The sequence below is a fragment of the Pseudarthrobacter sp. TE3704 genome, assembly GCF_056279405.1.
In genome coordinates this window covers 279462-303890 of record NZ_JBWCCJ010000003.1, presented here as the reverse complement: position 1 = coordinate 303890, position 24429 = coordinate 279462, and the positions used below count along the sequence as shown (strand labels likewise).

At 65.6% G+C, this 24429-nt stretch carries 19 protein-coding genes; 13 read left to right on the top strand and 6 right to left on the bottom strand.

The genetic code is table 11. From position 1 onward, the window contains the following. Positions 1-23: 23 nt before the first annotated feature. The 6 genes from ACZ9BC_RS09135 (at position 24) to ACZ9BC_RS09110 (ending at position 6961) form a co-directional block, all read left to right on the top strand. Positions 24-1058: a metallophosphoesterase gene (locus ACZ9BC_RS09135; RefSeq protein WP_476245647.1), complete on the top strand. Its 1035-nt coding sequence runs from the start codon at positions 24-26 to the stop codon at positions 1056-1058. 218 nt (positions 1059-1276) lie between these two features. Further along, positions 1277-2719, top strand: coding sequence for a GntP family permease (locus tag ACZ9BC_RS09130; RefSeq protein WP_476245646.1), 1443 nt, complete (start codon positions 1277-1279; stop codon positions 2717-2719). A 48-nt stretch (positions 2720-2767) separates the two neighbouring features. Then, positions 2768-4018, top strand: a complete 1251-nt coding sequence (locus ACZ9BC_RS09125; RefSeq protein WP_476245645.1) for a CaiB/BaiF CoA transferase family protein — start codon at positions 2768-2770, stop codon at positions 4016-4018. Further along, complete coding sequence (locus tag ACZ9BC_RS09120) at positions 4015-5001, top strand: beta/alpha barrel domain-containing protein (protein WP_476245644.1); 987 nt, start codon at positions 4015-4017, stop codon at positions 4999-5001. Before ACZ9BC_RS09125 ends, ACZ9BC_RS09120 begins: the two co-directional genes overlap by 4 nt. 2 nt (positions 5002-5003) lie before the next feature. Next, positions 5004-5993, top strand: coding sequence for a 2-hydroxyacid dehydrogenase (locus ACZ9BC_RS09115; protein ID WP_476245643.1), 990 nt, complete (start codon positions 5004-5006; stop codon positions 5991-5993). Beyond that, entirely contained in the window at positions 5990-6961 is a 972-nt protein-coding gene (locus tag ACZ9BC_RS09110) for a glycerate kinase family protein (RefSeq protein WP_476245642.1), read from the top strand. The genes ACZ9BC_RS09115 and ACZ9BC_RS09110 overlap by 4 nt, the downstream gene beginning before the upstream one ends. Before the next feature lie 23 nt (positions 6962-6984). Here ACZ9BC_RS09110 and ACZ9BC_RS09105 read toward each other — a convergent pair whose 3' ends face one another. Continuing rightward, positions 6985-7773, bottom strand: a complete 789-nt coding sequence (locus ACZ9BC_RS09105; RefSeq protein WP_476245641.1) for an IclR family transcriptional regulator — start codon at positions 7771-7773, stop codon at positions 6985-6987. Positions 7774-7925: 152 nt separating this feature from the next. Between ACZ9BC_RS09105 and ACZ9BC_RS09100 the strand changes: the two genes are divergently transcribed. Both ACZ9BC_RS09100 and ACZ9BC_RS09095 read left to right on the top strand, forming a co-directional pair. Then, positions 7926-8912: a helix-turn-helix transcriptional regulator gene (locus ACZ9BC_RS09100; protein ID WP_476245640.1), complete on the top strand. Its 987-nt coding sequence runs from the start codon at positions 7926-7928 to the stop codon at positions 8910-8912. Then, a complete protein-coding gene (locus tag ACZ9BC_RS09095; RefSeq protein ID WP_476245639.1) occupies positions 8905-9786 on the top strand; it encodes an SDR family oxidoreductase in 882 nt (293 codons plus the stop codon). Before ACZ9BC_RS09100 ends, ACZ9BC_RS09095 begins: the two co-directional genes overlap by 8 nt. A 76-nt stretch (positions 9787-9862) precedes the next feature. On the opposite strand, the gene ACZ9BC_RS09090 is transcribed toward ACZ9BC_RS09095, so the two are convergent. Together ACZ9BC_RS09090 and ACZ9BC_RS09085 are read right to left on the bottom strand one after the other, a co-directional pair. Beyond that, positions 9863-12055: a discoidin domain-containing protein gene (locus ACZ9BC_RS09090; RefSeq protein ID WP_476245638.1), complete on the bottom strand. Its 2193-nt coding sequence runs from the start codon at positions 12053-12055 to the stop codon at positions 9863-9865. Between the two features lie 241 nt (positions 12056-12296). Next, the gene (locus tag ACZ9BC_RS09085; RefSeq protein ID WP_275730831.1) at positions 12297-12620 is read right to left on the bottom strand and encodes a hypothetical protein; all 324 of its coding nucleotides are present in this window, start codon (positions 12618-12620) and stop codon (positions 12297-12299) included. Positions 12621-13062: 442 nt separating this feature from the next. Between ACZ9BC_RS09085 and ACZ9BC_RS09080 the strand changes: the two genes are divergently transcribed. Next, on the top strand, positions 13063-14469 hold the full coding sequence (locus ACZ9BC_RS09080; RefSeq protein ID WP_476245637.1) for a serine hydrolase: 1407 nt from the start codon (positions 13063-13065) through the stop codon (positions 14467-14469). 79 nt (positions 14470-14548) lie between these two features. Here the strand turns inward: ACZ9BC_RS09080 and ACZ9BC_RS09075 are convergent, their stop codons facing one another. Next, entirely contained in the window at positions 14549-16429 is a 1881-nt protein-coding gene (locus tag ACZ9BC_RS09075) for a pectinesterase family protein (RefSeq protein WP_476245636.1), read from the bottom strand. After that, entirely contained in the window at positions 16429-17772 is a 1344-nt protein-coding gene (locus ACZ9BC_RS09070) for a pectate lyase family protein (RefSeq protein ID WP_476245635.1), read from the bottom strand. Before ACZ9BC_RS09070 ends, ACZ9BC_RS09075 begins: the two co-directional genes overlap by 1 nt. 239 nt (positions 17773-18011) lie before the next feature. Here ACZ9BC_RS09070 and ACZ9BC_RS09065 point away from each other — a divergent pair, with 239 nt between their 5' ends. The 4 genes from ACZ9BC_RS09065 to ACZ9BC_RS09050 all read left to right on the top strand — a co-directional run bounded on the left by ACZ9BC_RS09065 (position 18012) and on the right by ACZ9BC_RS09050 (position 22769). Beyond that, positions 18012-18773 (top strand): GOLPH3/VPS74 family protein, encoded by a 762-nt coding sequence (locus ACZ9BC_RS09065; protein ID WP_476245980.1) that lies wholly within the window; start codon positions 18012-18014, stop codon positions 18771-18773. A gap of 354 nt (positions 18774-19127) precedes the next feature. Then, a complete protein-coding gene (locus ACZ9BC_RS09060) occupies positions 19128-20537 on the top strand; it encodes an MFS transporter (protein ID WP_476245634.1) in 1410 nt (469 codons plus the stop codon). Between the two features lie 54 nt (positions 20538-20591). Next, positions 20592-21845: a M24 family metallopeptidase gene (locus tag ACZ9BC_RS09055; RefSeq protein ID WP_079595099.1), complete on the top strand. Its 1254-nt coding sequence runs from the start codon at positions 20592-20594 to the stop codon at positions 21843-21845. 72 nt (positions 21846-21917) lie between these two features. After that, the gene (locus tag ACZ9BC_RS09050; RefSeq protein ID WP_476245633.1) at positions 21918-22769 is read left to right on the top strand and encodes an IclR family transcriptional regulator; all 852 of its coding nucleotides are present in this window, start codon (positions 21918-21920) and stop codon (positions 22767-22769) included. Positions 22770-22778: 9 nt separating this feature from the next. On the opposite strand, the gene ACZ9BC_RS09045 is transcribed toward ACZ9BC_RS09050, so the two are convergent. Continuing rightward, positions 22779-24347 carry a PucR family transcriptional regulator gene (locus ACZ9BC_RS09045; RefSeq protein WP_476245632.1) on the bottom strand — a complete coding sequence of 523 codons (1569 nt, stop codon included), beginning with the start codon at positions 24345-24347 and terminating at the stop codon, positions 22779-22781. Between the last annotated feature and the right edge of the window lie 82 nt (positions 24348-24429).

The window sequence follows — 24429 nt, the reverse complement described above, 5'->3', positions numbered from 1 at the left end:
CCAGAGAAACAGGAACGAGTTCCATGCCTTCCAAGACCATCAAAACCACGACGGCGGCAGCCATCCTGGCGCTTGGCCTCCTTGCGTCCCAGCCGGCCATGGCCGCTGACAGCACCAGCGACGCCTTTACCTTCGGCGTCATCGGCGACATCCCCTACGGCGAGGCCGAAATCGCGAAATTCCCCGCCCGCATCCAGGACATCAATGCCGACAGTGCGCTGAAGTTCGTCACCCACGTGGGCGACATCAAGAACGGCTCCTCCGTCTGCTCCGACGAGTACTTCGCCAACATCCGCACCCAGTTCGACACCTTCGAGCACCCGCTGGTCTTCACCCCGGGCGACAACGAATGGGTGGACTGCCACCGCACCAACAACGGCGCCTACAACCCGCTGGAACGGCTGGATAAGCTGCGTGAAGTGTTCTTCAATGAACCTGGCAAGACCTTGGGCGCCACCATGCCGGTCAAGACCCAGGAAAGCCTCGGGCTGCCGGAAAACGTCCGCTTCACTCAGAACCGGGTGGCCTTCTCCGTGCTGAACATCCAGGGCGGCAACAACTCGCTCCTGCCGTGGAGCGGCCTTGGCGAAACCACGGCCACGCCCGAGCAGTTGGCCGAAGTTGAGCACCGGACCGACGCCGTCCTGGACCAGATCCGCGAAACGTTCGAAGACGCCGAGCGCCGCAACGACCGCGCCGTGGTGCTGATGACGCAGGCCGACATGTTCGACCCGTCGCTGCTCGCCTCTGCCACGGCCAACCCTGACCTGGTGTCCGGGTTCCGCGAGATCGTTCAGGCCATCATTTCGGAGACCAACGGCTTTGACCGCCCGGTCTACCTCATCAACGGCGACAGCCACGTCTTCGCCGAGAACCAGCCCCTGGCTGAGGGGTCGCCCTGGCTGGACATCTACGGCCAGCCCGCCGCGGACGACCTGCAGCGCATCACCGTGGACGGCTCGGCCAACGCCACCAACTACGTCCGGTTCACGGTGGCCGGCAACAGCGCCGACGGCGCCGAGGTCCTGAGCTGGGAAAAAGTCCCCTTCAGCTCCTAGGCACCAAAGGAAAAACGGCCGACGGCGGGAACCTCCCGTCGTCGGCCGTTTCCTGCTTAACACTCTCTTCGCCAGCGGCCCAATACGCAGCAACTAAAGAAATATCTTGCATTATGAGCTGCATCCCATAATATGGGTTTAGCGATGTGGCCCTCCTCACGATGCCCATCTGTTCCCAAGCCTTCGATGTGGAAGGCCCAACGATCGGATTCCCCCTCATGTCAGACATAGCCATCCTTATCAATACGGCCGTGGCAGTCCTTGCCGCCGTCGTGCTGATCGTCCGTTTTAGAGTCAACCCTGTCATCGCCTTGGTCATCGGCTCGGTCTACCTGGGCCTCGCTGTTGGCCTCGGCGTCGAAAAGACCGTCGAAACCATCACCTCCGGGTTCGGTGAAATCATGGTGGAAGTGGGCCTGCTGATAGCCTTCGGCGTGCTGATGGGCTCCATCCTCAATCAGAGCGGAGCCATCCGCCGGCTGGTGGAATTGTTGCTGAGCACTTTCGGCCCCAAACGACTGCCCTACACTATGGGCCTGGCCATCGGAACTGTCCTGCAATCGATTTTCCTGGACGTCCTGCTCGTCATCTCCGCACCCTTGGCCCGCAAGCTGGCGCCGAAGATCGGCAAGCTGGGCACGGCCCGGATGGCGACCGCCATGGCCATCGCCCTCGAATGCGGCATTGTCTTCATGGTTCCCGGCGTCGCATCCCTCGCCCTGGCAGGCCTCCTGAACGTGCCCCTAGGCAAAATGCTGCTGTTCGGCCTCCTGCTGGTGGTCCCCACCATCATCATCTCCATTGCCATCATGACGTTCCTCTTCCGCCGCGGCTTCTGGAACGAAGAGAAGGATGAAGACCACACTTTCGTGGCAGAGGAAGACCGTGAAGGCGAAGACGACGAGGAGGATGCCACAGCCGTAGGCCACTCCACCCAGACTCCACAGCGGAACTCGGGCAAGGAAGCTGCGGACCTGCAGCCCAGCACCGTCGCACTGGCCAAGCGGGGCAAAAAGGAATTCCCCCTGCTGCTCCTCTTCGCCCCGCTTCTGACGTCACTGCTCCTGATCGGGGCGGGCGCCATCCTGCAGATCCTCGAAATCGAGCTGCCCTGGCTCCAGCTGCTCGGCGAACCTGTCATTGCCCTGCTCATCGGCCTGATTGGCACCTGCCTCGTCACCCGCTCCGCCATCGGCCAGTCCCGTGTTGAAGAAGCGATCACCATTGGCTTCAAGGAAAGCGGTCAGATCCTGATCCTCACCGGAGTGGGCGGATCCCTCGCCGCAACCGTCGCCGCCGCAGGTCTCGGCGACATCCTGGGCGGGTTCTTCTCCGCCAGCACGGTTGCCCCGCTCCTGGTGGTCTGGGCCATCGCCGCCGTACTCCACATCGCCGTCGGTTCCGTCACCCTTTCTGCCATCACCGCGGCCGGACTGCTGGCACCAATCGCTCCGGCCATCGGGCTGGACCCCGTGCTCCTGGCATTGGCCGCCGGCGCCGGCTCCCTGTTTATGGTTCACGTCACCAGCAACACCTTCTGGCTCCTGCAGTCACTGCTGGGCCAAAGCGTGCGGGGCGCACTGAAATCCGTGACCGTCGGCGTCTCGGTGGCCTCCGTCGTCGCGATTCTCCTGATCCTGCCCATGAGCCTGCTGTTCTGACCGGCCCGTTACCCCCGCCAAGACACGCGCCAACGAAAGAAGAACCCCATGAAACCGACACACATCGCGCCCCTGGAGGGGGTACGCGTCCTCGAGCTCGGCAACTACATTGCTGCACCAACCGCGGGCCGGCTGCTCGCCGACTTCGGCGCCGAAGTCATCAAGGTTGAACGCCCCGGCACCGGCGACGAGCTGCGCAACTGGCGCCTCCACAAGGGCGATACCTCCATGCTGTACCGGACCATCAACCGCAACAAGAAGTCGGTAGTGCTGGACCTCCGGACCGAGGCCGGCAAACAGGCAGTCCTCGCGCTCGCCGCCAAGTCGGACATCCTGCTGGAAAACTTCAGGCCCGGCACGCTGGAACGGTGGGGCCTCGGACCCGAGGTCCTCAACCAGGCGAACCCGGATCTCATCATCACCCGCATCTCCGCTTTTGGGCAGACGGGCCCCCTTTCCGAGCGGCCCGGTTTTGCCGCCGTCGCCGAAGCCTATGGCGGGTTCCGTAACCTCGTGGGCGACCCGGACCGCGCACCCGTTCGGGTGGGCGTCTCCATTGGAGACTCGATCGCGGGTCTCTACGCCGCCTTCGGGTCCATGATGAGCCTCTACCAAAGGGAAGCACGACGGCGGGACTCGGCCGGTGCCGCACCGCTCACCGAGCGGATCATCGACGTCGCCCTGAACGAGGCCATGTTCTCCATGATGGAATCCCTGATTCCCGACTACCAGGCCTACGGCGTGGACCGCCAGCGGGTCGGCGGCCGGATGGAAGGGATCGCACCCTCCAACGCCTACGTCTGCAAGGACGGCGCCAGCATCGTGGTGGCCGGCAACGGAGACTCGATCTACCAGCGGTACATGGACACCATCGGCCGGCCCGACCTTGCAGCCGACCCGGCCCTGCAAACCAACGCCGGCCGTTGGGAGCGGCGTGAGGAACTGGACCAGGCCATCGGAAACTGGACGGCGAAGCTGCCCGCCGCCGATGCCCTGGCAGCCCTGGACGCCGCCGGCGTTCCGGCCGGTCCCATCTACACGGCCGCGGACATCAGCACCGACAGCCAGTACGAAGCCCGCAACATGATTCAAAAGTTCGATGTCTCCACCGGCGAAGAGATCCTGCCCGGCGTGGGCTTCCCCGGCATCGTCCCAGTGATCGGCGACCAGTCCCTTCCCATCCGGAACCTGGGACCGGACTTGGGCGAAAACACCGAAGAAATCCTCAGCGGGCTCCTCAACATGGACCCCGCCAAGATCAGTGCGGCCTCCGGCCGCGAGGAGGCACTCCAGCCATGAACCATAACCACAGCGACCTCGCCGCAACTCTGGGAAACACCATCCTGCGGGACGTGACCCTGCGCGACGGGCTCCAGCTCACCGGCAAGCTTCTCTCCACCGAGCGGAAAGTCGAAACGGTCCGGGAGCTGCTCCGGCTCGGTGTGCCGGCCATCGAGCTGGGCTCCATGGCCCGTGCGGACCTCGTTCCCACCATGGCGAACACGCTCGAGGTCGTGCAAGCCCTGACCCCTGAGGAATTGGAAAAGTGCTGGATCTGGGTAGCAACCCCCGGCCATGTGGCCAAAGCTTCAGCCGCCGGAGCCCGGAATTTCCAGTACTGCCTGTCCGCGTCGGATTCGCACAACAAGGCGAACATTGGCCGCACCACGGAGGAAAGCCTCGCCGCCCTGCCCCAAGCCATCGAGTACACCAAAGCGGTTGACGGGCAGATCCAGCTCTGCATCGCAACGTCGTTCACCTGCCCCTTCGAAGGGTACGTTCCGGAGGAACGCATCCTTTCCATCGCAAATGATCCGAGGGCCGAGGGCACCACAGACATCGTCCTCTGCGACACCCTGGGCCAAGCCATCCCTGCCCAGGTCTCCGGACTGATCGCACGGGTGCAGAATGAGTCTCCCGCCCGGCGGATCGTCTACCACGGCCACGACACCTGGGGCCTGGGAGTAGCCAACACTCTCGCCGCCATACAGGCCGGCGCCGCAATGGTTGACGGCGCACTCGGCGGACTGGGCGGCTGCCCCTTCGCCCCCGGAGCCAGCGGCAACACCTCCAGTGAAGACATCCTCTTCGCCACCCGTCCCGAATGGCTCACCACGGAAGGCTTTGCGGACCTCGTGGTCCTGTCCGAGAAGCTGCTCGCCGAACTGGGTGAACCGAACCGCTCGAAAGCTGCACAGGGCGCCCGGTCCCGGGCCGAAGCCTTCGACTGGGTACTTCCCGCAGACTCCGCAACCCCTGACTGCACCACTGGACGGAAGTGACGATGGGCAACCATTTCCTGGTCACCACTGCCATCCCGGAACCTGGGCTGCAACTGCTGTCCGACGCCGGTCAGGTCACGGTCCTGCCCGAACCACCTCATTACCGAACCCTGGTGAAACTACTCGCTTCGGGGGATTTCGACGTCGTCCTAACCCAGCTGCGCGACGTCATCGACGCATCGCTCCTCGCTGACGCCCAGGTCAAGGGCATCTCCAATTACGCCGTCGGCTACAACAACATTGACGTCGACGCCGCCACCCGTCAGGGAATCCTGGTGGGCAACACTCCAGGTGTCCTGACCGACGCGACGGCGGACATCGCCATGCTGCTCATCCTCGGCACCGCCCGGCGCGTGATAGAAGCTGACCGGCTGGTCCGCGACGGCAAATTCCTCGGCTGGGAACCGGAGCTCCTGCTCGGCAGGGATGTCTCCGGCGCCGTACTCGGCCTTGCCGGGTTCGGCCGGATCGCCCGTGCCACCGCCCGCCGCGCACTTGGGTTTGGAATGGACGTCATCTTCTCACCGCGGCCGCCGGGCGACCGTCCCGTTGGCGATGAGGAACTGGGGGAGTTCGCCGGGAAAGTGCGGCAGGTTCCCTGGGCTGAACTCGTAGAGCAGAGCGACTTCCTGTCCCTCCACGTTCCGCTGAATGACCAGACCCGGCATCTGGTGGACGCCGAGGTGCTGGCGGCGATGAAGCCGGACTCCATCCTCATCAACACCGCCCGCGGGCCGGTGGTGGATGAGGCCGCCCTGGTGGAGGCGCTCCGCGCCGGGACCATTGCCGGTGCCGGGCTGGACGTGTTCGAGGACGAGCCGAAACTCGCGGCCGGGCTGGCGGAGCTGCCCAACACGCTGCTGCTGCCGCACATCGGCAGTGCCACAGTGCAGGTCCGAAGCGAAATGGCAAGGCTGAGCGCACTCAACGCCATTGCCATAGCCGAGGGCCGCCTGCCGCTCCACCCGGTCAACCAGCTCGTCCCGGCATGACGATTCTAGTTGCCCCGGACAGTTTCAAGGGGACCTATTCCGCCGCTGAGGTCGCCGCTGCCATTGCCGCAGGCATCGAGGACGGAGGACTGCGGGCCGTCGAACTGCCTGTGGCCGACGGCGGTGAGGGAACCTTCGAAACCCTTTGCCGCAGCCTGGGGGCCTCGCCGGTGACTGTCGACGTCGTTGATTCCTGGGGTGAGCCGCTCCGGGCCGTCCTGGGGCTGGCTGCCGACGGGACCGCCGTCGTCGAGGTAGCGCAGGCGAGTGGCCTTACGGCCGCCCGGAACACCCCGGCTGACGCCATGTCAGCCAGCACATACGGGACCGGGCTGCTTATTGCGGCCGCTGTCAGCCGCGGCGCCGCCCACATCCTGGTGGCAGCAGGCGGTTCTGCCACCACCGACGGCGGGGCCGGAGCCGTACATGCCATCTCCGAAAGGGGCGGTCTTCAGGGGGCCCGCATCACCGTCCTGTCCGATGTCACCACAAGCTTCCTGGACGCCGCCCGCGTCTTCGGACCCCAGAAGGGCGCAGACCCAGCCACGGTAATACTGCTGGAAGAACGGCTGGAGCAGCTGGCGGCGTCCTATCCCCGCAATCCGGCGGGCGTACCGCGGACCGGTGCGGCAGGCGGCCTGTCCGGCGGGTTATGGGCCTACTTTGGCGCGGAACTCGTGTCCGGCGCGGATGCCGTCCTGGACGCTGCCGGCTTTGATAAATACCTGGAAACGGCCGCGGCCGTAGTGGTAGGGGAGGGGCGGCTGGATTCGCAGACGGGAGAAGGAAAAATTATCTCCGCGATCCTGGAACGCGTGCGGAAATCCGGCCGACAAATTCCCCTGATCGCCGTTGTGGGCTCCGTAGCCGAGGACCTGGGAAACTACGCCCAGAACTTCACCAAAATCCACATCGCCACAGATGCCGCTGCGATGCACATGGCGGGAAAGGCTGTCGCGGCGCGCTAGCTCCCCTGGCTTCCTGGCGGGTCTTACGACTCGCCAGGAAAACGGCCGCCGATCAGCCGTGTCATGTGCTCCGCTGTGCTGAGCAAAGGCTCCACCCAGGCTTCGCAGGTCTCAAGCGGCATCCGAAGCGTTGGTCCGCTGATCGTCACAGCGCCAACCAAACCCGCCGCGGAGTCAAAGACCGGGGCCGAAAGACCCGAGGCCCCGTCTTCACGCTCGCCCACCGTAATCGCGAACCCATCCCGTCGGGTCTGCTTGACGGCAACAGCCAGCTCCTCCGAGGTGGTGATGGTCGATTCGGTGATCTGTGTCAGGGGATCGCGGAGGACTGCGTCCATCAGCTCCGGATCCCAAGCCAGCAAAACGCGCCCCGCAGAGCCAGCGTGAAGCGGCGCCACCTTGCCCAGGTGCATCTCGCGGCGAAGGGCATGCCGGGTTTCCGCCATTGCTACGCAGACCCGGTAATGCTGTTCGGTTTTGAAGAAACACGTCGTTTCGCCCGTAGTATCGCGCAGGGTCTTGAGCAGCGGGCTCAATATGTCCACAACTTCCATTCCGCGGGTTGCCGGCGCGGCCCAATACGCCATCCGCATCCCGATGCGGTAGGCATCTTCCTCCCGGTCAAGGAATCCCTGCGACGTCAGGTTAGTGACCAGCCGCTGGACGGTGGACGTGGGCAGTCCCGTGTGCTCGCGGATATCACTCAAAGACAGAACCGGCCTCGCGAGCGAGAACGCATCGAGGATCGAGGTGATCTTGCCCAGGACAAGGAGCGGGTTGCCGCTGGAGTTAGCTGAAGCATCGGACGCCATGGAACTCACGCTAGACGCTGCCCGCTGCTGAAGCCACTTGCCCCCTTCCGGCATCGTCGGCGTGCCTTCTCCTGGTGGCTTTTGCCCCTCCATATCTGGGGGTGTCTGGTGGACACTGCCACCGGCCGGCCAAGCTGCGTAGCGTGATGGATGTGGACAGAAAAGACGACATCCGCGAGTTCCTGATCTCCCGCCGCGCGAAGGTCAGCCCGGAGCAGGCCGGCATCCCCAGCTACGGGGAGCTGCGCCGCGTGCCGGGCCTGCGGCGTGAGGAGGTGGCGCAGCTGGCCGGGGTGAGTACCGATTACTACACGCGGCTGGAACGCGGCAGCCTCCGCGGCGTCTCCGACTCGGTCCTCGAAGCCGTGGCGTCCGCCCTTCAGCTGGACGAGGCCGAACGGGCACATCTGATGGACCTGGCAAGGACGGCGAACGCGCCGTCACGCCGGATGCCGCGTCGGCCGCAGCAGCGGGTCCGCCTCGGGGTTCTGCGCCTGCTGGAAGGGGTGACCGGTGCGGCAGCGATGCTGCAGAACGGCCGCTCGGACGTGCTCGCCGCGAACCTCCTGGGCAGGGCACTGTATGCGGACGTGTTCAACTCTGATGTGTCGTACGGGCCGGACCTTTCTGGCAGGCTGCCGAACCAGGCGCGCTACCTCTTCCTGGACCCGGGCGCGGGCGACCTGTACCCCGACTGGAATGCGGTGGCGGCCACCACGGTTGCGATGCTGCGCTCGGAGTCGGGCCGCAATCCCTACGACCGGGCGCTGAACGAGCTGGTGGGGGAGCTGACCACACGCAGCGGCTTGTTCGCCGCGCTCTGGGCCGGGCACGACGTGCGGATCCACACCACCGGAACCAAGCGCTTCCACCATGCCGTGGCCGGGGACATGTCCCTGCAGTTCGAGACGCTGCACCTCCCCGGTGACGAAGGCCAGACCCTGTTCGCCTTCACCGCCCAGCCCGGCTCCGCCTCCGCTAACGCGCTGGCCTTCCTCGCCAGCTGGGCGTCAGCGCCGTCCGCTGCAGCCACTGAAACAGCCACCGCCGGCGATCCTGCCGGCGGAACCACCGTCCCCGCCCGCCCCCACGTGCAGGCAGAAACACGCAACTCCAGAAAGACAGAACCACATGACTGAACAGACCCTAACCACAGAACAGAACGCCAACCGGACCGGCCAAAAAGTCTGGTTCATCACCGGCGCCGGCCGCGGACTCGGGACCGACATCGCCAAAGCTGCCCTGGCCGCCGGGCACGCGGTGGTGGCCACCGGCCGCAACCCCGAGAAGGTCACCCAGGCCGTCGGTGGCCATGAGGACCTCCTGACCGTGAAGCTCGACGTCACGAACCCCGCCGACGCGACCGCCGCCGTCCAGGCAGCAGTCGACCGGTTCGGCCGGATCGATGTCCTGGTGAACAACGCCGGCAACTTCTACGCCGGGTTCTTCGAGGAAATCACCCCGCAGGACTTCCGGACCCAGATCGAAACCACCATGTTCGGCCCCATCAACGTCACCCGCGCCGCCCTGCCGGTCCTGCGGGCCCAGCGTTCTGGCCTGCTGGTCACCGTCTCCTCCACAGCCGGCATCGCGGGCGGTGAATTCCTCACCGCGTACGCCGCCTCGAAGTTCGGCGTTGAGGGCTGGGCCGAGTCACTCGCCCCGGAAGTAGCCCCGTTCGGCATCCGGTCCATGATCGTGGAGCCCGGCTTCTTCCGCACCGAGCTGCTGACCCCGGAGTCCACCAGCTACGCCGACGCCACCATTGAGGACTACGCCGAGCGCACGGAGCAGACGGTCAAAGCCTGGAAGAGCATGGACGGCCAGCAGTGGGGAGACCCGGCCAGGCTCGCCGATGCCCTGATCCAGCTGGCCGGGCTGGACGAGCCGCCGCTGCGGTTCGCAGCCGGCGCCGACGCTGTGGAAACCTTCGAGGCGCGGGCCAAAAAGCTGGGGGAACAGGCGAACGCACACCGCGACCTGTCCAGCAGCCTCGCCTTCGCCGACGCCTGACAAAGGGAAACGTACGACGACGGGAAGCGTCCCGCCGTCGTACGTCCCCTTCCCTCGTTGTCCGTCAGGAGGCGGGTCAGGGCTCCGTCACTGCCACGGAGATGCTGTGCGGCGGCAGGGTGAAGGTGGCTGCCTCATCGGCCTTGATGACACTTGAATCAGGCGGCTGGTTGGGTTTGGGTTGTCCGCCGTTCCCTTCACCCTGGCTCGGGTTCCACTTGTACTGTTCGGCCCCGTACTGCTCGAGGGCGATCTCCCCCTCAACCACGTCGTGCTCGCCGCCGGTTTTGTGCATCAGCCGGACTTTGATCGATTTTTGCGGGTCCTTGTTGAACAGGAGCACACCAAGGCTGCCGTCGGGCCGGCGCAGCGCGTAGGCGGTGACCAGCGGCTCGCCCTTCTGGTTGTTGATGTCGCTGGTGGCGGTGTGGACGGTGTGGTTGCCGTCGCTTCCATGCACCCAGTGCTCGTTCACCAGCCGGGCAGCCTGGAACGCGGCCAGGGGCCGAATTTTCCACTCATCGTAGAACTGCAGCATCATCAGGTTTCCCCACGAGTTGCAGTTCTTGCCTTCCTTTTCCTGGAAAACCCAGTTCGGTTCCAGCCCGTAGTAGTAGCTGGTTTCCCCGCCCAGGGCCAGGAAGAGCGCGGCGGTTTCGGCGTTGATCATGGCTCCGGGCAATTCCAGTTCCACCTGGCCGGCGAAGGAGGAGTACCCGTACTCGGTGATCACCTTGGGAATGTCAGCCGGAAGGCCGGCCTGCTCCTGGCGGACGAGGAGGTCCTTGAGGAGCTTGGGGTGTTCGGCCAGCGGTGCAGTCGGATCAGCGCATACATCGTCGAACGGATACCACTCGAAAGAGAAGAAGTCGAAGTCCTCCATCTTGTTGCGGTCCCGCAGATAGGACACGAAGCGGCCGGTCCAGGACCTCACGCCCTTCGCATCGGGCCAGTGCACCCACTCCGGCAAGGTGGTCTGGTAGCCCGGGCCTCCGAACTCGACGGCGGGATCAACCTCTTTCATCGCCCGCGCCATCTGCAGGTACAGCGCCGCGTAATGTTCGGGCTGGGCGAGCTGGCCATCCGGTTCCTCACCGATCTCAATGCGTTCCACCGGGTAGCCGCGCTTCTTCAGGTAGCGCAGCAGGGCCGCGGTGTCCTCCGGTACGCCGTACAATGCGGGAACCGGAACCATCATCGGCTGGCCGTTGGTGATGCCGCTGTCGAAGAGCCGCTCGAAGCTGGCGTGCTCGTAGTGTTTGTCGATGTCGCCCGCACTGTGCCACGGGTCGGTGGAGGACGTCCACATCTCCGTCTGTTCCTGCGAGGGCGAATGGGCTATGTAATCGACAAACCCGTCGGCCGTCTCCTGCCCGATGGAGAGCTCGCGCACGGCGAATCCGAGCTTGTCGCGGACATCGGTGGAACCTTCCGGAGCCGTGTCCGAATCCTGGGTCAGCACGATGCGCAGATACTGCACATCCATGGGTTGGGGCGCGATCCGTACGGACTGGGAACCACCGGTTCCCGTGTGGGTGCTTAGCGGAAAGTCGACCCATTTCCCGTCATCAACCGGAAAGTGGGCGTCCTTGCCGGACCAGTACTGCACTTTAAACCCGGTGGCGAACGGCGTACCCCAGTCGAACATCACGGTGTCGATCGGAAAAGCGTGGGGAAAGACGGCCATGATCCACTGCGGGTTCAGGTCGTCCGGTTCTCCGGTGAAGTGCGAGTCCAGGTACGGGTTGCTCTTCCAGAACGTGGAGAGGTCTCCGTCGGAGAGCCGGGAGTAGCCGTCGTTCTTTCCCTGGTCGATGGTGTTTCCGCGGCGGGGAAGGCGGTATCCCTGGGACGCCCGGTAATCTTCCTTGGGTTCATCCGATGAGACCCAGTACCCTTGCTCCGCAGCGGGGTCGCTCCAGGTCCCGCGCGGATTCCAGTGCCAGGCCTTGACGCCGAGTTCGGTGCGGAGCCGGTAGCTGATCGGTCCGAAGCCGGCCGTCTTCATCGCCTGGACGTTGGCGGGGGTCCAGACCTTGTCGATCTCCCCTTCCTCCAGGCCGTCCACGCCGGCGCCAAGGACCCGGGTGCCCGCGAACTCGTTGAGTGTTGTGTCCAGATCGATGGTGACGGTTGCATCCACGGCGGGCAGCGTGGGGGGAACGACGGCGAAGCCATCAAGCATCTCCACCGTGAGAAGGGCCGCCACCACCAGCAGCACCATCTTCTCGACGCGCCAAGGTTCCCTGTGCCGTTGCTTAGAAGTCATGCGTCCCTCCAGGAACCTGACAATTCACATTCCCTCCTCGCGATCAGGGGGGTGGGAACCAGCGGTCCCCGGAGCCCCCGAATCTCAAGCTAGGGCGCCACAAAACGTACTTCGACGCTACAAGGAGACCGCGGCCGGGCGCACGAGTATTAATTACCTACAACGCGGAGGCCCACTACTTGGCCAGGTTCGTTGGCACCAACGGGGACGTACGACGGCGGGAACTAACTGTCGCTATCGTTCACGCGCTGAGGTTCCAGTGGACGCGGATGGCCTCGGCGATGGGTCCGGCGGCGACGTCCACGCGGAAGGCTACGGGCGCCGTGCCTGTCTCTTCGATGACCGCGTCGCGGTACACGCGGCCGCATTTGGGGCAGAGGGTGTAGAGGTCCTCATCCGCGGGCCATGCCGCCAACTCCGGAGGGACTGGCAGATCTCCTCCTGCATGTACTGGGACGCCCTGCGAGTTGGCCTGGATCAAGCCATCCTGGCTGACCGTGTTGCCGCAGACACAGGTGATGGTGGTGACATCATGACCCACCACTGTGGCGGTTTCAGCGTCCACGATGACCTCCCGGGGTCTGGAAGGGAGCTGTACCTATCAGCTTATGCCTGCTGGTCAGCGGGCACAGCATCGCCACCGCCGGGGCCTACCCAACTTCCGCAGAAGCCATTGCCTGCGTGCGGTGCGGGGTTCACTATAGAGGCTGTCGGGAAGGCTGGGGCCGCCTACTGGAAGCGCTCACCGCCCTAGGATCAAGGATTCACCATGGATAACGGCTCCGTCTCCCCGAACCGACGTACGCTGCTGAAAGCGGCCGGAATGGGGGCGGCCGGTGTTGCCGGCTTGCCCCTTCTGTCCGCCTGTACGGGCGCATCGGCGCAGCTTGCAGCGTCATCGGGGCCGGCAGCTCTGCTCCCGGCCCCGCCTCAACAGGTCGAGCCGCTGCTGGACCGGGCGAAAGTCGATAACGCTGGCCAAGCTCGAGGGATTGATCCAGGACGCCATGGGGAGTACCGGGCTCCCGGGCATGGCCGTGGCCGTCGTGTACCGGGACGAGGTCCTGTACTCCAAAGGCTTCGGGGTCCGGGAAGTCGGCAGGCCCGGGGAGATCACTCCTGACACCGTGTTCCAGGTGGCTTCCGTGTCCAAGCCCCTGGCGTCCACCGTGGTGGCAGGGATAGTGGGACAGCAGGTGATCACTTGGACGGACCCCGTCATCCAACACAACAAAAGCTTCGCGCTCAAGGATGAATACGTCACCCGGAACGCAACCTTCGCTGACCTGATGTCGCACCAGAGCGGGCTCAAAACGGGCTCGGGTGACCTGCTGGAGGACCTCGGATTCGACCGGGCCTACATCCTCAGCCACCTCAACCAGGAGCCCCTGGACACGTTCCGCGCCAGTTACAACTACAGCAATTTTGGCTTCACCGAAGCAGGCCAGGCGGCAGCCGATGCGATGAACATGACCTGGGAGGACCTGGCCGACGAGGTCCTGTTCCGGAAGCTGGGCATGTCCGCCAGCAGCTACCGTTACGCGGACTATGAGCGCGCCACCAACAGAGCCACAATCCATGTTCCGCTCGGGAACAAGGAGTGGGCGGCAAAGTACCGCCGTATCGCCGATTCCGAGGCTCCGGCCGGGGGTGCGAGTTCGTCGGTGCGGGACCTGGCCCAGTGGCTCCGGCTGCAGCTCGGAAACGGCAGCTACGAGGGCCAGCCTGTCATCGATCCGGCCGCCCTCCAGACAACCCGCGTTCCCCACGCGGTCTCCGGGCCGGCGCAGGCGCCGGCAGCCCGGTCCCGTTTCTACGGACTGGGCTGGAACGTCTCCTACGATGACCAGGGGCGCGTCCAGCTGGGGCACTCCGGCGCTTTCAACCTGGGCGCAGCCACCGCAGTCTCGATGCTTCCCGGCGAACAACTGGCCATCGTGGCCCTGACCAACGGGCGCCCGCAGGGGATTCCGGAAGCAATCTGCGCCGGTTTCCTGGATGCGGCACAGCACGGATCACCCACAGTCGACTGGCTGACCTTCACCGCCGATGCATTCAGGCGGATCGATGAGTCCGACAAACCTGAGGTCGGCTACACCAAGCTTCCGCCCAACCCCTCGCCTGCCGGGCCTAACAGCGCCTACACGGGCACCTATGACAACCCCTACTACGGCCCGCTTGAGGTACTTGACCAGGGCGGAAAACTGGCCATGAGAATGGGGCCCGCCGGCAGTCCCACCACCTTTCCGCTCACGCACTTCGACGGCGACACGTTCAGCTTCGAAACCATCGGTGAGAACGCCAACGGCCTGGCCGGAGCACTGTTCGCAGGGGCAGGCGGCGGCCCCTCGCCAAGCGTCACGCTGGACTTCTACGACCGGACCGGGCTGGGCACCTTCACGCGGGCCTCGTAAGGCGGCAGCCACACAAGGAAGCGTACGACGGCGGGTGCCTCCCGCCGTCGTACGCCCACCCATCGCTGTGCTCGAGTAGCTAAGCGGCCACCGCCGAGGGCACCACGCTGCTGTCCGCCGTTGTGCCGGCCAGCTGCGGTGCCCAGCCGTCCGTTCCCTGGAGGTAGGTCCTGACCGTGTAGTTGCCCGCCTCAGCCCCGGGCAACTGCGGACGGTCGGGGGTCACCTGGGCGCCGGGGCCGCGGTTGTTGTACTCGTGGAACCGCGCCTCGCGCCAGGAGAACCCGCTCATGTCCGTCCACGGCATGCCGGAGATGTGCGCGCCGAGCCAGGAATCCCTGACCAGGACCTGGGCAACGGCTTTCGGGTCGCCGCTCGGGTGCCACGGCCTGCCCAGGTGGACAGTGTTGGCCGCCGTGTCCGAGACCAGCCGGCACTGGTCAAAGAGGTAGCCGTACCTGATGGACAGGTCCAGGCTGCCGGCGGTCACGTACCCGTTGTTCGTGCTGGAGCCCCGGTCCAGGGACTTGATCTCGCAGCCGCTGAAAACAGCCGTTCCGCGGCCAAAGATGAAGTCAACGTCCCCTTCCACATAGCAGCCTTCGAAGTAGAAACGGGCCTGGACGCCCGCCGCTGGTGAGTTGACCAGCAGAGTGTCCTGGTTGCCCAGCATCCTGACGTTGGACAGCACCGAGCGGTCCGCCGTGATGTGCAGCGCGACGGCCTGGCGGTCCTTCATGCCCAGGTTGGCCGCTTCGTCGAAATCGTTGCTGATCGTCAGGTTCCGCGCCACGAAGTCCGGCCCGTCAATCCGCACGGACGCGCTGCCGGAGGTGCCGAAGTTCCCGCTGCCGTCCGGCTTGGGCGTGCCGGACGCGTTGTTGTAGACGATCACCACGTCCTCCGGCCGTGCGCCCTGGCCGATGAAGGAGATCCGGGGTTTGTCCGCCGGAACCCGCACCGCTTCCCGGTAAACCCCCGGCTGGATCCTGATGATCGTCCGCTGGAGGCTGCCCGGAGGGACGGAATCGACGGCGGACTGTACGGTCGCGAACGTCCTGCCCGGTCCGACGTCGAGCGTTACCGGGACGTCGATGGGCCGCTCGGCGGGCCAGTACATTCCGAGCCGGGGATCGGTGTTGGCGTCGATGTTCAGGAAGTAGCCCGGCGGGACGATCGCCTTGGACTGCAGCTCTTGGGCCACGAGGCGGGCCACCGCCAACGCACCGGTGGCCTGGAAGTGGGTGTTGTCCTCTGAACCCTGGGGATACTGCGGGTGCTCGCCGGGAGCCAGGTGCAGGAAGTGCTGCTTGGTCCCTTCCGGACCCAGCTGCTGCCACAGTGCCTTGGACGACGCCGTCAGGTCCACCAGGGGAGTGCCGGACGCTGCGGCGAGGTCCCGCACGGCCTGCTGATACGCACCGTGGGAATCCTGGGCGTTCCCGAAGGAATCGAAGCGGCGGCGTTCCACGGAGGTCACCAGGACGGGCTTGCCGCCACGGGCTTTGGCGCCGTCGATGTACCGGCCCAGGTACTCCTTGAACGTGGAGTCCGGCAGCGTTCCCCGGTTGGGGTCCGTGACTTTCTCGTCGTTGTGGCCGAAGGAGATCAGCAGGTAGTCGCCCGGCTGCATCAGGGCCAGTACCCGGTCCAGCAGCCCGGCGTCGGAATAGCTCTTGGAGGAGGCGCCGGACCAGGCGTAGTCAAAGACGGTGGCCTGCGGCCCCAGCAGGAGCGGCATTGCCTGTCCCCAGCCGGCGCGGGGCCGTTCCGACTGCTGGTAGGCCGACGACGTCGAGTCCCCGACGACAAAAATGACCGGCTTGGTGCGGGGTTTCGTGGGGTCCGGGTCTGCCTGGGGAAAGGCGCTGGCTATGCCCGTTCCCGCGAGTGCCATGGTGCCTGCGGTGAGTGCCAGGGTGGCCAGGACGCTGCGGCGGCTCGGCAGGATGGCGGCCATCAGAGGTCCCCTCCGGCGGTGAAGATGGGGCCGGTGGAGTTCTGGAGCAGTGCCGGCACCGCCTGGGCCGGGTGGACCTGGGTGCGAAGTGTGGGCGTCCAGGACGTGTCCGCTGCCAGCTGGTCCGCAGGTGCGGCAGCAGTGTTGTACTCGGCACGCAGGTCGGTGATCTTGCCGTTGACGGCGTTCGCGATGGTGGTGATCGCGGTTCCCTTGAAGCGCCGGATGATGTCCGCGGCGTCGGTTCCGGCCGGAAGCGTGAAAGCGTTCGCCTCGGCGTAGAGGTGGGAGTCGAATCCGGCGCCCAGGGCGTATTCGAAGGGGACGGTGCTGTCTTCATTCACCTTGAAGTGGTTGTTGTACACGTCCACCTGGCCGAACCGGACGCGCGGGGCGCGCTGGCCGATGTTTTCGAAGACGTTGTGGTGGATGGTGACGCGCAGCTTGCCGGGGTCCCCGCGGTTGGTGTTGTCAGTGGAGCCGACCAGGAGCAGCTTGTCATGGTCGGAGAACCGGTTGAAGGACATGGTCACCAGGTCCGAGCCGTTGGTGACGTCCACGGCGCCGTCGTGCACCTGGTACGGGCGGCCGAAGTACTCTGGCTGCGAGCTGTCCAGATTGGGGGCGTCCGTGAATTCGGAGTGGTCGATCCAGACGTGGGTGGCTTTGTTGATGACCTGCAGCAGGTCGTACTCGCTGTTCCAGTTGCCCTCGGCGCCGTCGGTGGGGTCCCAGGCGGGGAAGCAGTCGGCAGCGTCCCGCACCGTGAGGTTGCGGACGATCACGTTGGTGGCACCGTTGACGCGGAGGGCGGCGCCGCTGATGCTGCTCTCCGGCGTGGCACCCACGATGGTGGTGTTGCTGGGGATGTCCCACCGGATGGTCGTCGCCTGGTTTGCGGCGGCGAGGCGCCTGGCGCTTTCCTGCGGACCGGCGGGTTCCTGGCTGCGGCCGTAGGTTGCTGGGTCGAAGTCCTGAAGGTACTGCTCGAGGCTGTAGCCGGTGCCCTCAGCGTAGTTTTCGCAGGTCAGCGCTAAACCGTCCGCGGCGGTGTTGGCGTTGATGGTTCCATGGACCCGGACAATCTTGGGCTGGGTGCCGGCTTCAGCGAAGGCAGCCAGCAGCTCGGCTTTGGTGGAGACGTCGTAAACGTGGGCATCGTCTGCCGCTGAACCACCCGTGGTTCCTGTTCCCTCGGACGCCCAGCCGTTCCCTGCGGCAAGAACCTGGCGCTCCAGGGGGGTCTGGGCAATCTGGGCGGTGGGGTCGGATACCGGGCTCGGAGCCGCTCCCGCAGGAGCCGACATGGCCAGTGCTCCTGCCACGGCAAGGGCTGCGGACATGGGTAAGCGGGTACTGCGTTTTCGCATGTTCTCTCTTCCGTCATTGGAATGAACTGCGCCCGGCTCGGAGTCCACTATGACGCCGGCATTGTGAGCGCTGACAAGGACACTACCCAGAAAGCGGTTTCTCAGCAATCCCCCTTTCTCTGGCCCGCGCTTGTCTTGGGTGGTCAAGGCTGTTCTTGACGGCCATTCAGGCGCGTATTGTGGTGGCTGGCGAGCGGGAGCACTATGGTGGTATGAACGCCGAAACACCTGCACCTGTGGACCTGAGCCTTCCCCGTGCTTTCCTGCTGCTGGCCACGAACGACAGGGACGGCAAGCCTGAAGTGCCGGTGTTCGCACTGAGGACCACCTTGGCAGGGGCAGTGCTGGGTGAGCTGGACATGCTCGGCGCGATCGAGCTGCAGGGGAAGCATGTCAGGGCTACCGGCGCCACCCCCTCGACTGAGTTCCAGCGGGAGTTGGAGCTCATCCGGCATAAGTCGAGGCCGCACACGCCGCGGCGGTGGGTTTCCATTCTGGAGAGCCGCTCCCTGGTGCAGCGGGTCCATGAGGGGATGGCATCCCTGGGCATTGTGGAACATGCCGGCGAAAAGCATCTGGGCCTGTTCCGCACCGTGCGGTACCCGGAGAAGGACCATGCTCCTAAAGTGGCGCTGATGAAGAGGCTCCAGGCGGTACTGACCGATGCGCCGGCTGAGCTCCACGTGCCTGATTCGCCCGCTGTTGGCCCCGGGTCCGGCGATGAAATGATGACTGATTCCGGGATGTCCACCACCGGAACGCCCGGCCCTGCCAGGCCTGGCGCCAAGGGGCCGGACCGCAGGACTTTGGCCCTGATTGCCCTGCTCGAGGCGGCTGGCATGCTCGGGAAACGCTTCCCCGAAGCGGACAGGGTCTGGGCAGATGAGCTGGCCAAAGACTATTGGCCTGCCCGTGCGGTGGAGGACGAACTTCGCATGATCAGGCTGGCGGAGGAAGAAGCCGCGAACTTGTGAGGCCGAATGCCATGGCTGCGGTCCTGTAGGTTCATGGGCTTGTTCGCGGATCCGAACCTTCAAGGTCCGGACCCGCGAACAAGCCCATGAGGCGTTGACGGCGGCAGCGGACGACGACGCCGGCAGCATGTACTTGCAGCATAGGCCAACAGCGGCGCATTCCAATACAGTGTTGCAGGAGTAGCAACGCATCGGCGCCTGGACCACCCGGTAGTCCATCCCGCTGCTTGATCTGCTGAGCGAAGCAAGCTCCATATCACTTTAGAGAAACCTCTTGACTGTGGGGTGGATCACGGCCTACCTTGAAGCAACAGTGTTGCAACAAATGCAACTCCAACTTTCATTGGTGGACACATGATCAACGAATCGAACGCACCCGGGTCAGGAGTCATTGCCGATGACGCCAACGGTCCTGCTTCGGGTGCAGCCGCCGTACATGCCTCAGGCTCCGGCGTGACTGATCCAACTGGTGCCGTCAGCGTCGACGGACCGAGCAAGGACGTCCGGCGCCGCGTGATCGCGGCCAGCTTTATCGGAAACTTCGTGGAGTGGTTTGACTACGCCGTCTACGGCTACCTGGCCGTCACCATCGCCACGGTCTTCTTCCCTGAATCAGATCCCCAGACCGGCCTACTGCTGACCTTCGCCCTTTTCGCGATTTCGTTCCTGGTCCGGCCTCTGGGCGGGTTCGTCTGGGGCCACATTGGCGACAAGGTGGGCCGGCGGACAGCCCTCTCCCTGTCCATCCTGATCATGTCCGGAGCAACCTTCTGCATCGCCCTGATCCCGGGCTACGACACCATCGGTATCTGGGCGCCCATCCTGCTCCTGATGATCAGGGTTGTCCAGGGCTTCTCCGCGTCTGGTGAATACGCCGGAGCGTCCGCCTTCCTGGTGGAATACGCCCCTGCAAACAGGCGCGGCCTGTATGCCGCCGTGGTTCCGGCCAGCACCGCGGCCGGCCTGCTCCTCGGCTCGCTGATGGCCGGCCTGCTGACAACACTCCTGTCTACTGACGCAATGCACAGCTGGGGCTGGCGCCTGCCGTTCCTGCTGGCGGCCCCGATGGGCCTCATCGGACGGTACCTCCGGACCAAGCTGGAAGACACTCCCGTGTTCCGCGAACTTGCGGCCGAAGACCAGAAGGACAAGGCACCTGTCTCCAGCCTCTTCCGGAACCACTGGCGCCAGCTGCTCCAGGCCGTCGGGGCCGTGCTGCTCAACGCCGTCGGCTTCTACGTGATCCTCAGCTACATGCCCACCTACCTGTCCTCGGAGCTGGGCCTGGGCGAAACCGAATCATTCCTGGCCACCACCATCGCGCTGGTCACCTACATCGGCTTCATCTTCCTCACCGGCATGCTCTCGGACCGCTACGGCCGCAAGAAGGTGCTCATCAGCGCATCGGTAGCCTTCATCCTCCTGACCGTCCCCGCCTTTGCACTCCTGGGAACCGGGAACTTCCTGGTCATCGTCCTGGTCCAGATCCTCCTGGGCGCCATGCTCACCCTGAACGACGGCACCCTGCCGAGCTTCCTGGCGGAAATGTTCCCCACCCGGGTCCGCTACAGCGGCTTCGCCGTCAGCTTCAACCTGTCCAACGCCCTGTTCGGCGGCACCGCCCCGTTCATGGCAACGCTCCTCATCGCGGCCACAGCCAGCGACCTGGCTCCGGCCTGGTACCTCGTCGCTGCCGCCGTCGTCTCCCTCATGGCCGTGGCCCTCTCCAGGGAAACCTGCAAAGAGCCCCTGCGCCACGAATAGCTTCCTTCCACAACCAGCAACACCTTAAGAAACTCAGACAGAAAGGCATCACCCATGACCACCACCGCCGAGAACATCTCCTCCATCGCCGAACTCGAGCGCCTCAAGGTCCTCCACAACGGGTCCAAGGGCAAGCTCACGTTCTCCGACGCAGAGTTCGAGCGCCGCCTGGGCGGCCTCCGCCAGATCATGGCCGCCAAGAACCTGGACGCGGTCATCCTGACCAGCTACCACGGCATCAAGTACTACTCCGACTTCCTGTACACCACGTTCGGCCGCAACTACGCCCTGGTGGTTACCGCCAATGATTCGGTGACGGTCACCGCCAACATCGATGCCGGCATGCCGTGGCGCACGTCCTACGGCGAGAACATCGTGTACACCGACTGGCGCCGTGACAACTTCTACTTCGGACTCCAGGAGGCCCTGCGCCAGCGCGGCGTCAAGGCCAGCCGCCTCGGCGTCGAGGACGACTTCCTTCCGGGCCTGACCCGCGAGAAGATTGCCGCAGCCTTCCCGGGCGCCGAACTCCTTGATGTCTCCCAGGACGCCATGCGCCAGCGCATGATCAAGTCCGCCGAGGAAATCGAGGTCATCAAGCACGGCGCCCGCATCGGCGACCTTGGCGGCGAAGCCATCCGCGCCGCGATCCGCGAGGGAATCACCGAGTACGAGGTGGCGCTTGCCGGCACCGAGGCGATGGTGCACGAGATTGCCAGGACCTTCCCGGACCGGGAAGTCCGTGACACCTGGGTGTGGTTCCAGTCCGGCATCAACACCGACGGCGCCCACAACTGGGCCACCACACGCAAGCTCCAGCAGGGCGACATCCTCTCCCTGAACTGCTTCCCGATGACCTCCGGCTACTACACGGCCCTGGAACGCACCCTCTTCCTGGGCCAGCCGGACGAGCGCTCGCTGGAACTGTGGAACATCAACGTCGAGGTCCACAAGCGGGGCCTGGAACTCATCAAGCCCGGCGCCGTGTGCAAGGACATCGCCGCCGAGCTCAACGAGATTTACGTCAGCCACGGCCTCCTCGCCAACCGCACCTTCGGCTACGGCCACTCCTTCGGCGTCCTCAGCCACTACTACGGACGCGAAGCCGGACTCGAGCTCCGTGAGGATATCGACACCGTCCTCGAGCCCGGCATGGTGGTCTCCATGGAACCGATGATCACGGTCATGGACGGACTGCCCGGTGCCGGCGGCTACCGCGAACACGACATCCTGGTCATCGGCGAGGACACGGTGGAGAACATCACCAAGTTCCCGTTCGGCCCGGAACACAACATCATCGGCGCGTAGGCGCCACAACCCGAAGCGGCGCCGCGGTCAACGTGGCGCCGCTTTCGGCGTCTCCGCCGAAGATAAGGAAAGATGATGGCTACCATGACCCCATCAGCAGCAAAGAACACGGACACCGATGCCCCGGCGGCGAACGGCAGCGGCACCAACGGAAGCGCGGACACCAAAGGCGCCTCCGTCGTCGTCAACGCCATCGCCGTCCTGCGCACCTTTACCGCGGACGAGCCGCTGCTGGGCGTCACCGAGATCGCCAACCGCGTGGGCATGCACAAGAGCTCCGTCTCCCGGATCCTTGCGACCTTTGAGCAGGAAAACCTGGTGGAGCGGGACCCCGAGACCCGCCGGTTCCGCCTGGGCCTGGGGTTGATCGCCGTCGCCGGGCCCCTGCTGGCCGAGATGGAGGAACGGCGCGTTGCCTACCCGGTACTCCGCCGGCTCACCGAGCAGACGGGGGAAACCAGCGCCCTCATGCTGTGGAACGGCGACGAAGCCATCTGCGTGGAGCAGATCGCCAGCCACCACCAGATCAAGCACACCACGCCCCTGGGCGCCCGCTACCGGGACGCGATGAGCGCCTCCGTCCAGGTCTTCCTGTCCACCCTGCCCGCCGAACGCGTCCGCGAACTGCTCCGCAGCGGAACCATCACCTACCCGGGAATGGACGACGCCGGCCTCGCCGCCTATGAGGCGAGGCTGCAGGAGGTCGCGGGCCGGGGATGGGCCGAGAACTACGGCGAGTCCTCCATGGACGAGGTAGGTGTTGCCGCCCCCGTCCACGACCACCGCGGCGATGTGGTGGCCGTGGTGCTGGTCCCCGCGCCGCGCTTCCGGGTCTCACGCGAGCGGCTGGAGAGCCTGGGCGAGGCCTGCGTTGCTGCCGCGGCCCAGGTGACCACCCGCCTGGGCGGACGCGCCGCCGGATAACGCTGCACCCTAGGGCAGCACGGCCATCCGCGCCGCCAGGTGCAGGGCCGCCAGCCTGCCGGTGCCCCGCGGGTCGCCCCCGCACAGCTCGAAGATCCGCTGCAGCCGGTGGTGCATCGACTGCCGCTCCAGGTGCAGCTCCCGCGCCGACTGCGCCGTGTTGCACCCGGAATCCAGCCACACCTGCAGGGTCTCCAGCAGCTGCGACTGGCGCTGCGCATCGTGGTCCAGCAGCGCCTTCAGGTGCCGGCTGACAAACGCCGCCCGCGCCGAAGCCTCAATGCCTGTCAGGGCAAGGCTCTCCACGGCGGTGTCTTCCGCATCAATCACCACCAGGCTGCGGGACGGGTGCCGCCTGCGCGGGGATGCGTTCCGGCGGCGGATCTGCCGCACATCCAGGGCCCGCCGCGCTTCGGCCAGTGACCAGGCGGCTTCAGCCACCCCGGCTGCCGGCGGCCCCACTGCTATTGCTGCATCATGGTCGCCGTCCAGCCCTTCCAGGGACGCCAGGAGCTTCCGCCGCCCGCCGGCAGGATCGGCAGGGGGCAGCGCGATCATCACCACCAGCTCGGCATCATCCAGGTAGGCGGCGCTGGGGATCCGGCTGGAGCTCAGGAATGACTCGATCACGCGGCGGAGCCTTTGGGGCGATGCGGCATGGATGGCCGCCACCACCGCCGGGGTATCCGCCGGAAATCCGGCACCCGGAGCCAGCTGCTCCAGGCGCCACGCCGGCGCGGCGGTCAGGACCGCCCGCATGAGTTCCGCCCCGGCCTGCGCATGCAGCCCGGGCGGCATGTGCTGCAGGAGCGCCAGGCCCAGGATGTCCACCGCACGGTCGCCGGCCACCCGTGCCAGGCCCGTGTCCACACCCTCGGGAACGTCCACCTCCAGCCGGCCCATCAGCACACCGCGGACGGGAATGTCCACGGTTATCACTGTCCCCCCAGCCACCTCTCCGCGGCCATCCTGCGCATCTTGGCCGCTGCCGCCGTCGTCCTTTCCCTGCCAGCCGGCCGGCACAGCGCTGCCCAGGGCAACGCCCCACGGTGAGACAAGTTTCACCGCCGAGCTGATGATGCCGGCCAGCACGCCAAGGATCTGGTCCAGCGACGCGCCGTGCGCCAACTCCGCGGCCATGGCCCTGGTGGCGGCGTCGGCCTGCTGCAGGTGCCCCACGGATTCGCTCACCAGGATCGAGTTGATGGCCTGCATAACGCCGACGAACGGCACCACCTTGCGCAGCTCCACGACGGCCAGGCCGTGCTCCTTCGCCGCCTCCAGCATGTCCGCGGGGATCTCCGGCAGCACGCCGCCGGTCTCCACGGCGAGGGCAGCGATGCCGCGTTGCGCCAGTTCACGGACGTAGGCGGCCCGCTTCTCCGCGCTTGCCGATGCCAGGGTGATGCCGCCGCACAGCAGCAGCTCGCCGCCGCGCAGCAGGGGAGCGATGTCCAGCACCTCGCTGGAGTGGACCCAGCGCACCGGGTGCTCCGCCATGGTGCCGGGGGAGTGGACCACGGGATCGGCGGCAGCAAGGACGGGGTGGGCGAGAATATCGCCGAGGGAGACTGACATGACGTTCCGTATGGATTAGTGGTGATGTGTTAGACACATCGTATCTTGTTGCTTGTGATGGGTGCCACATAGCCTTGAAGTA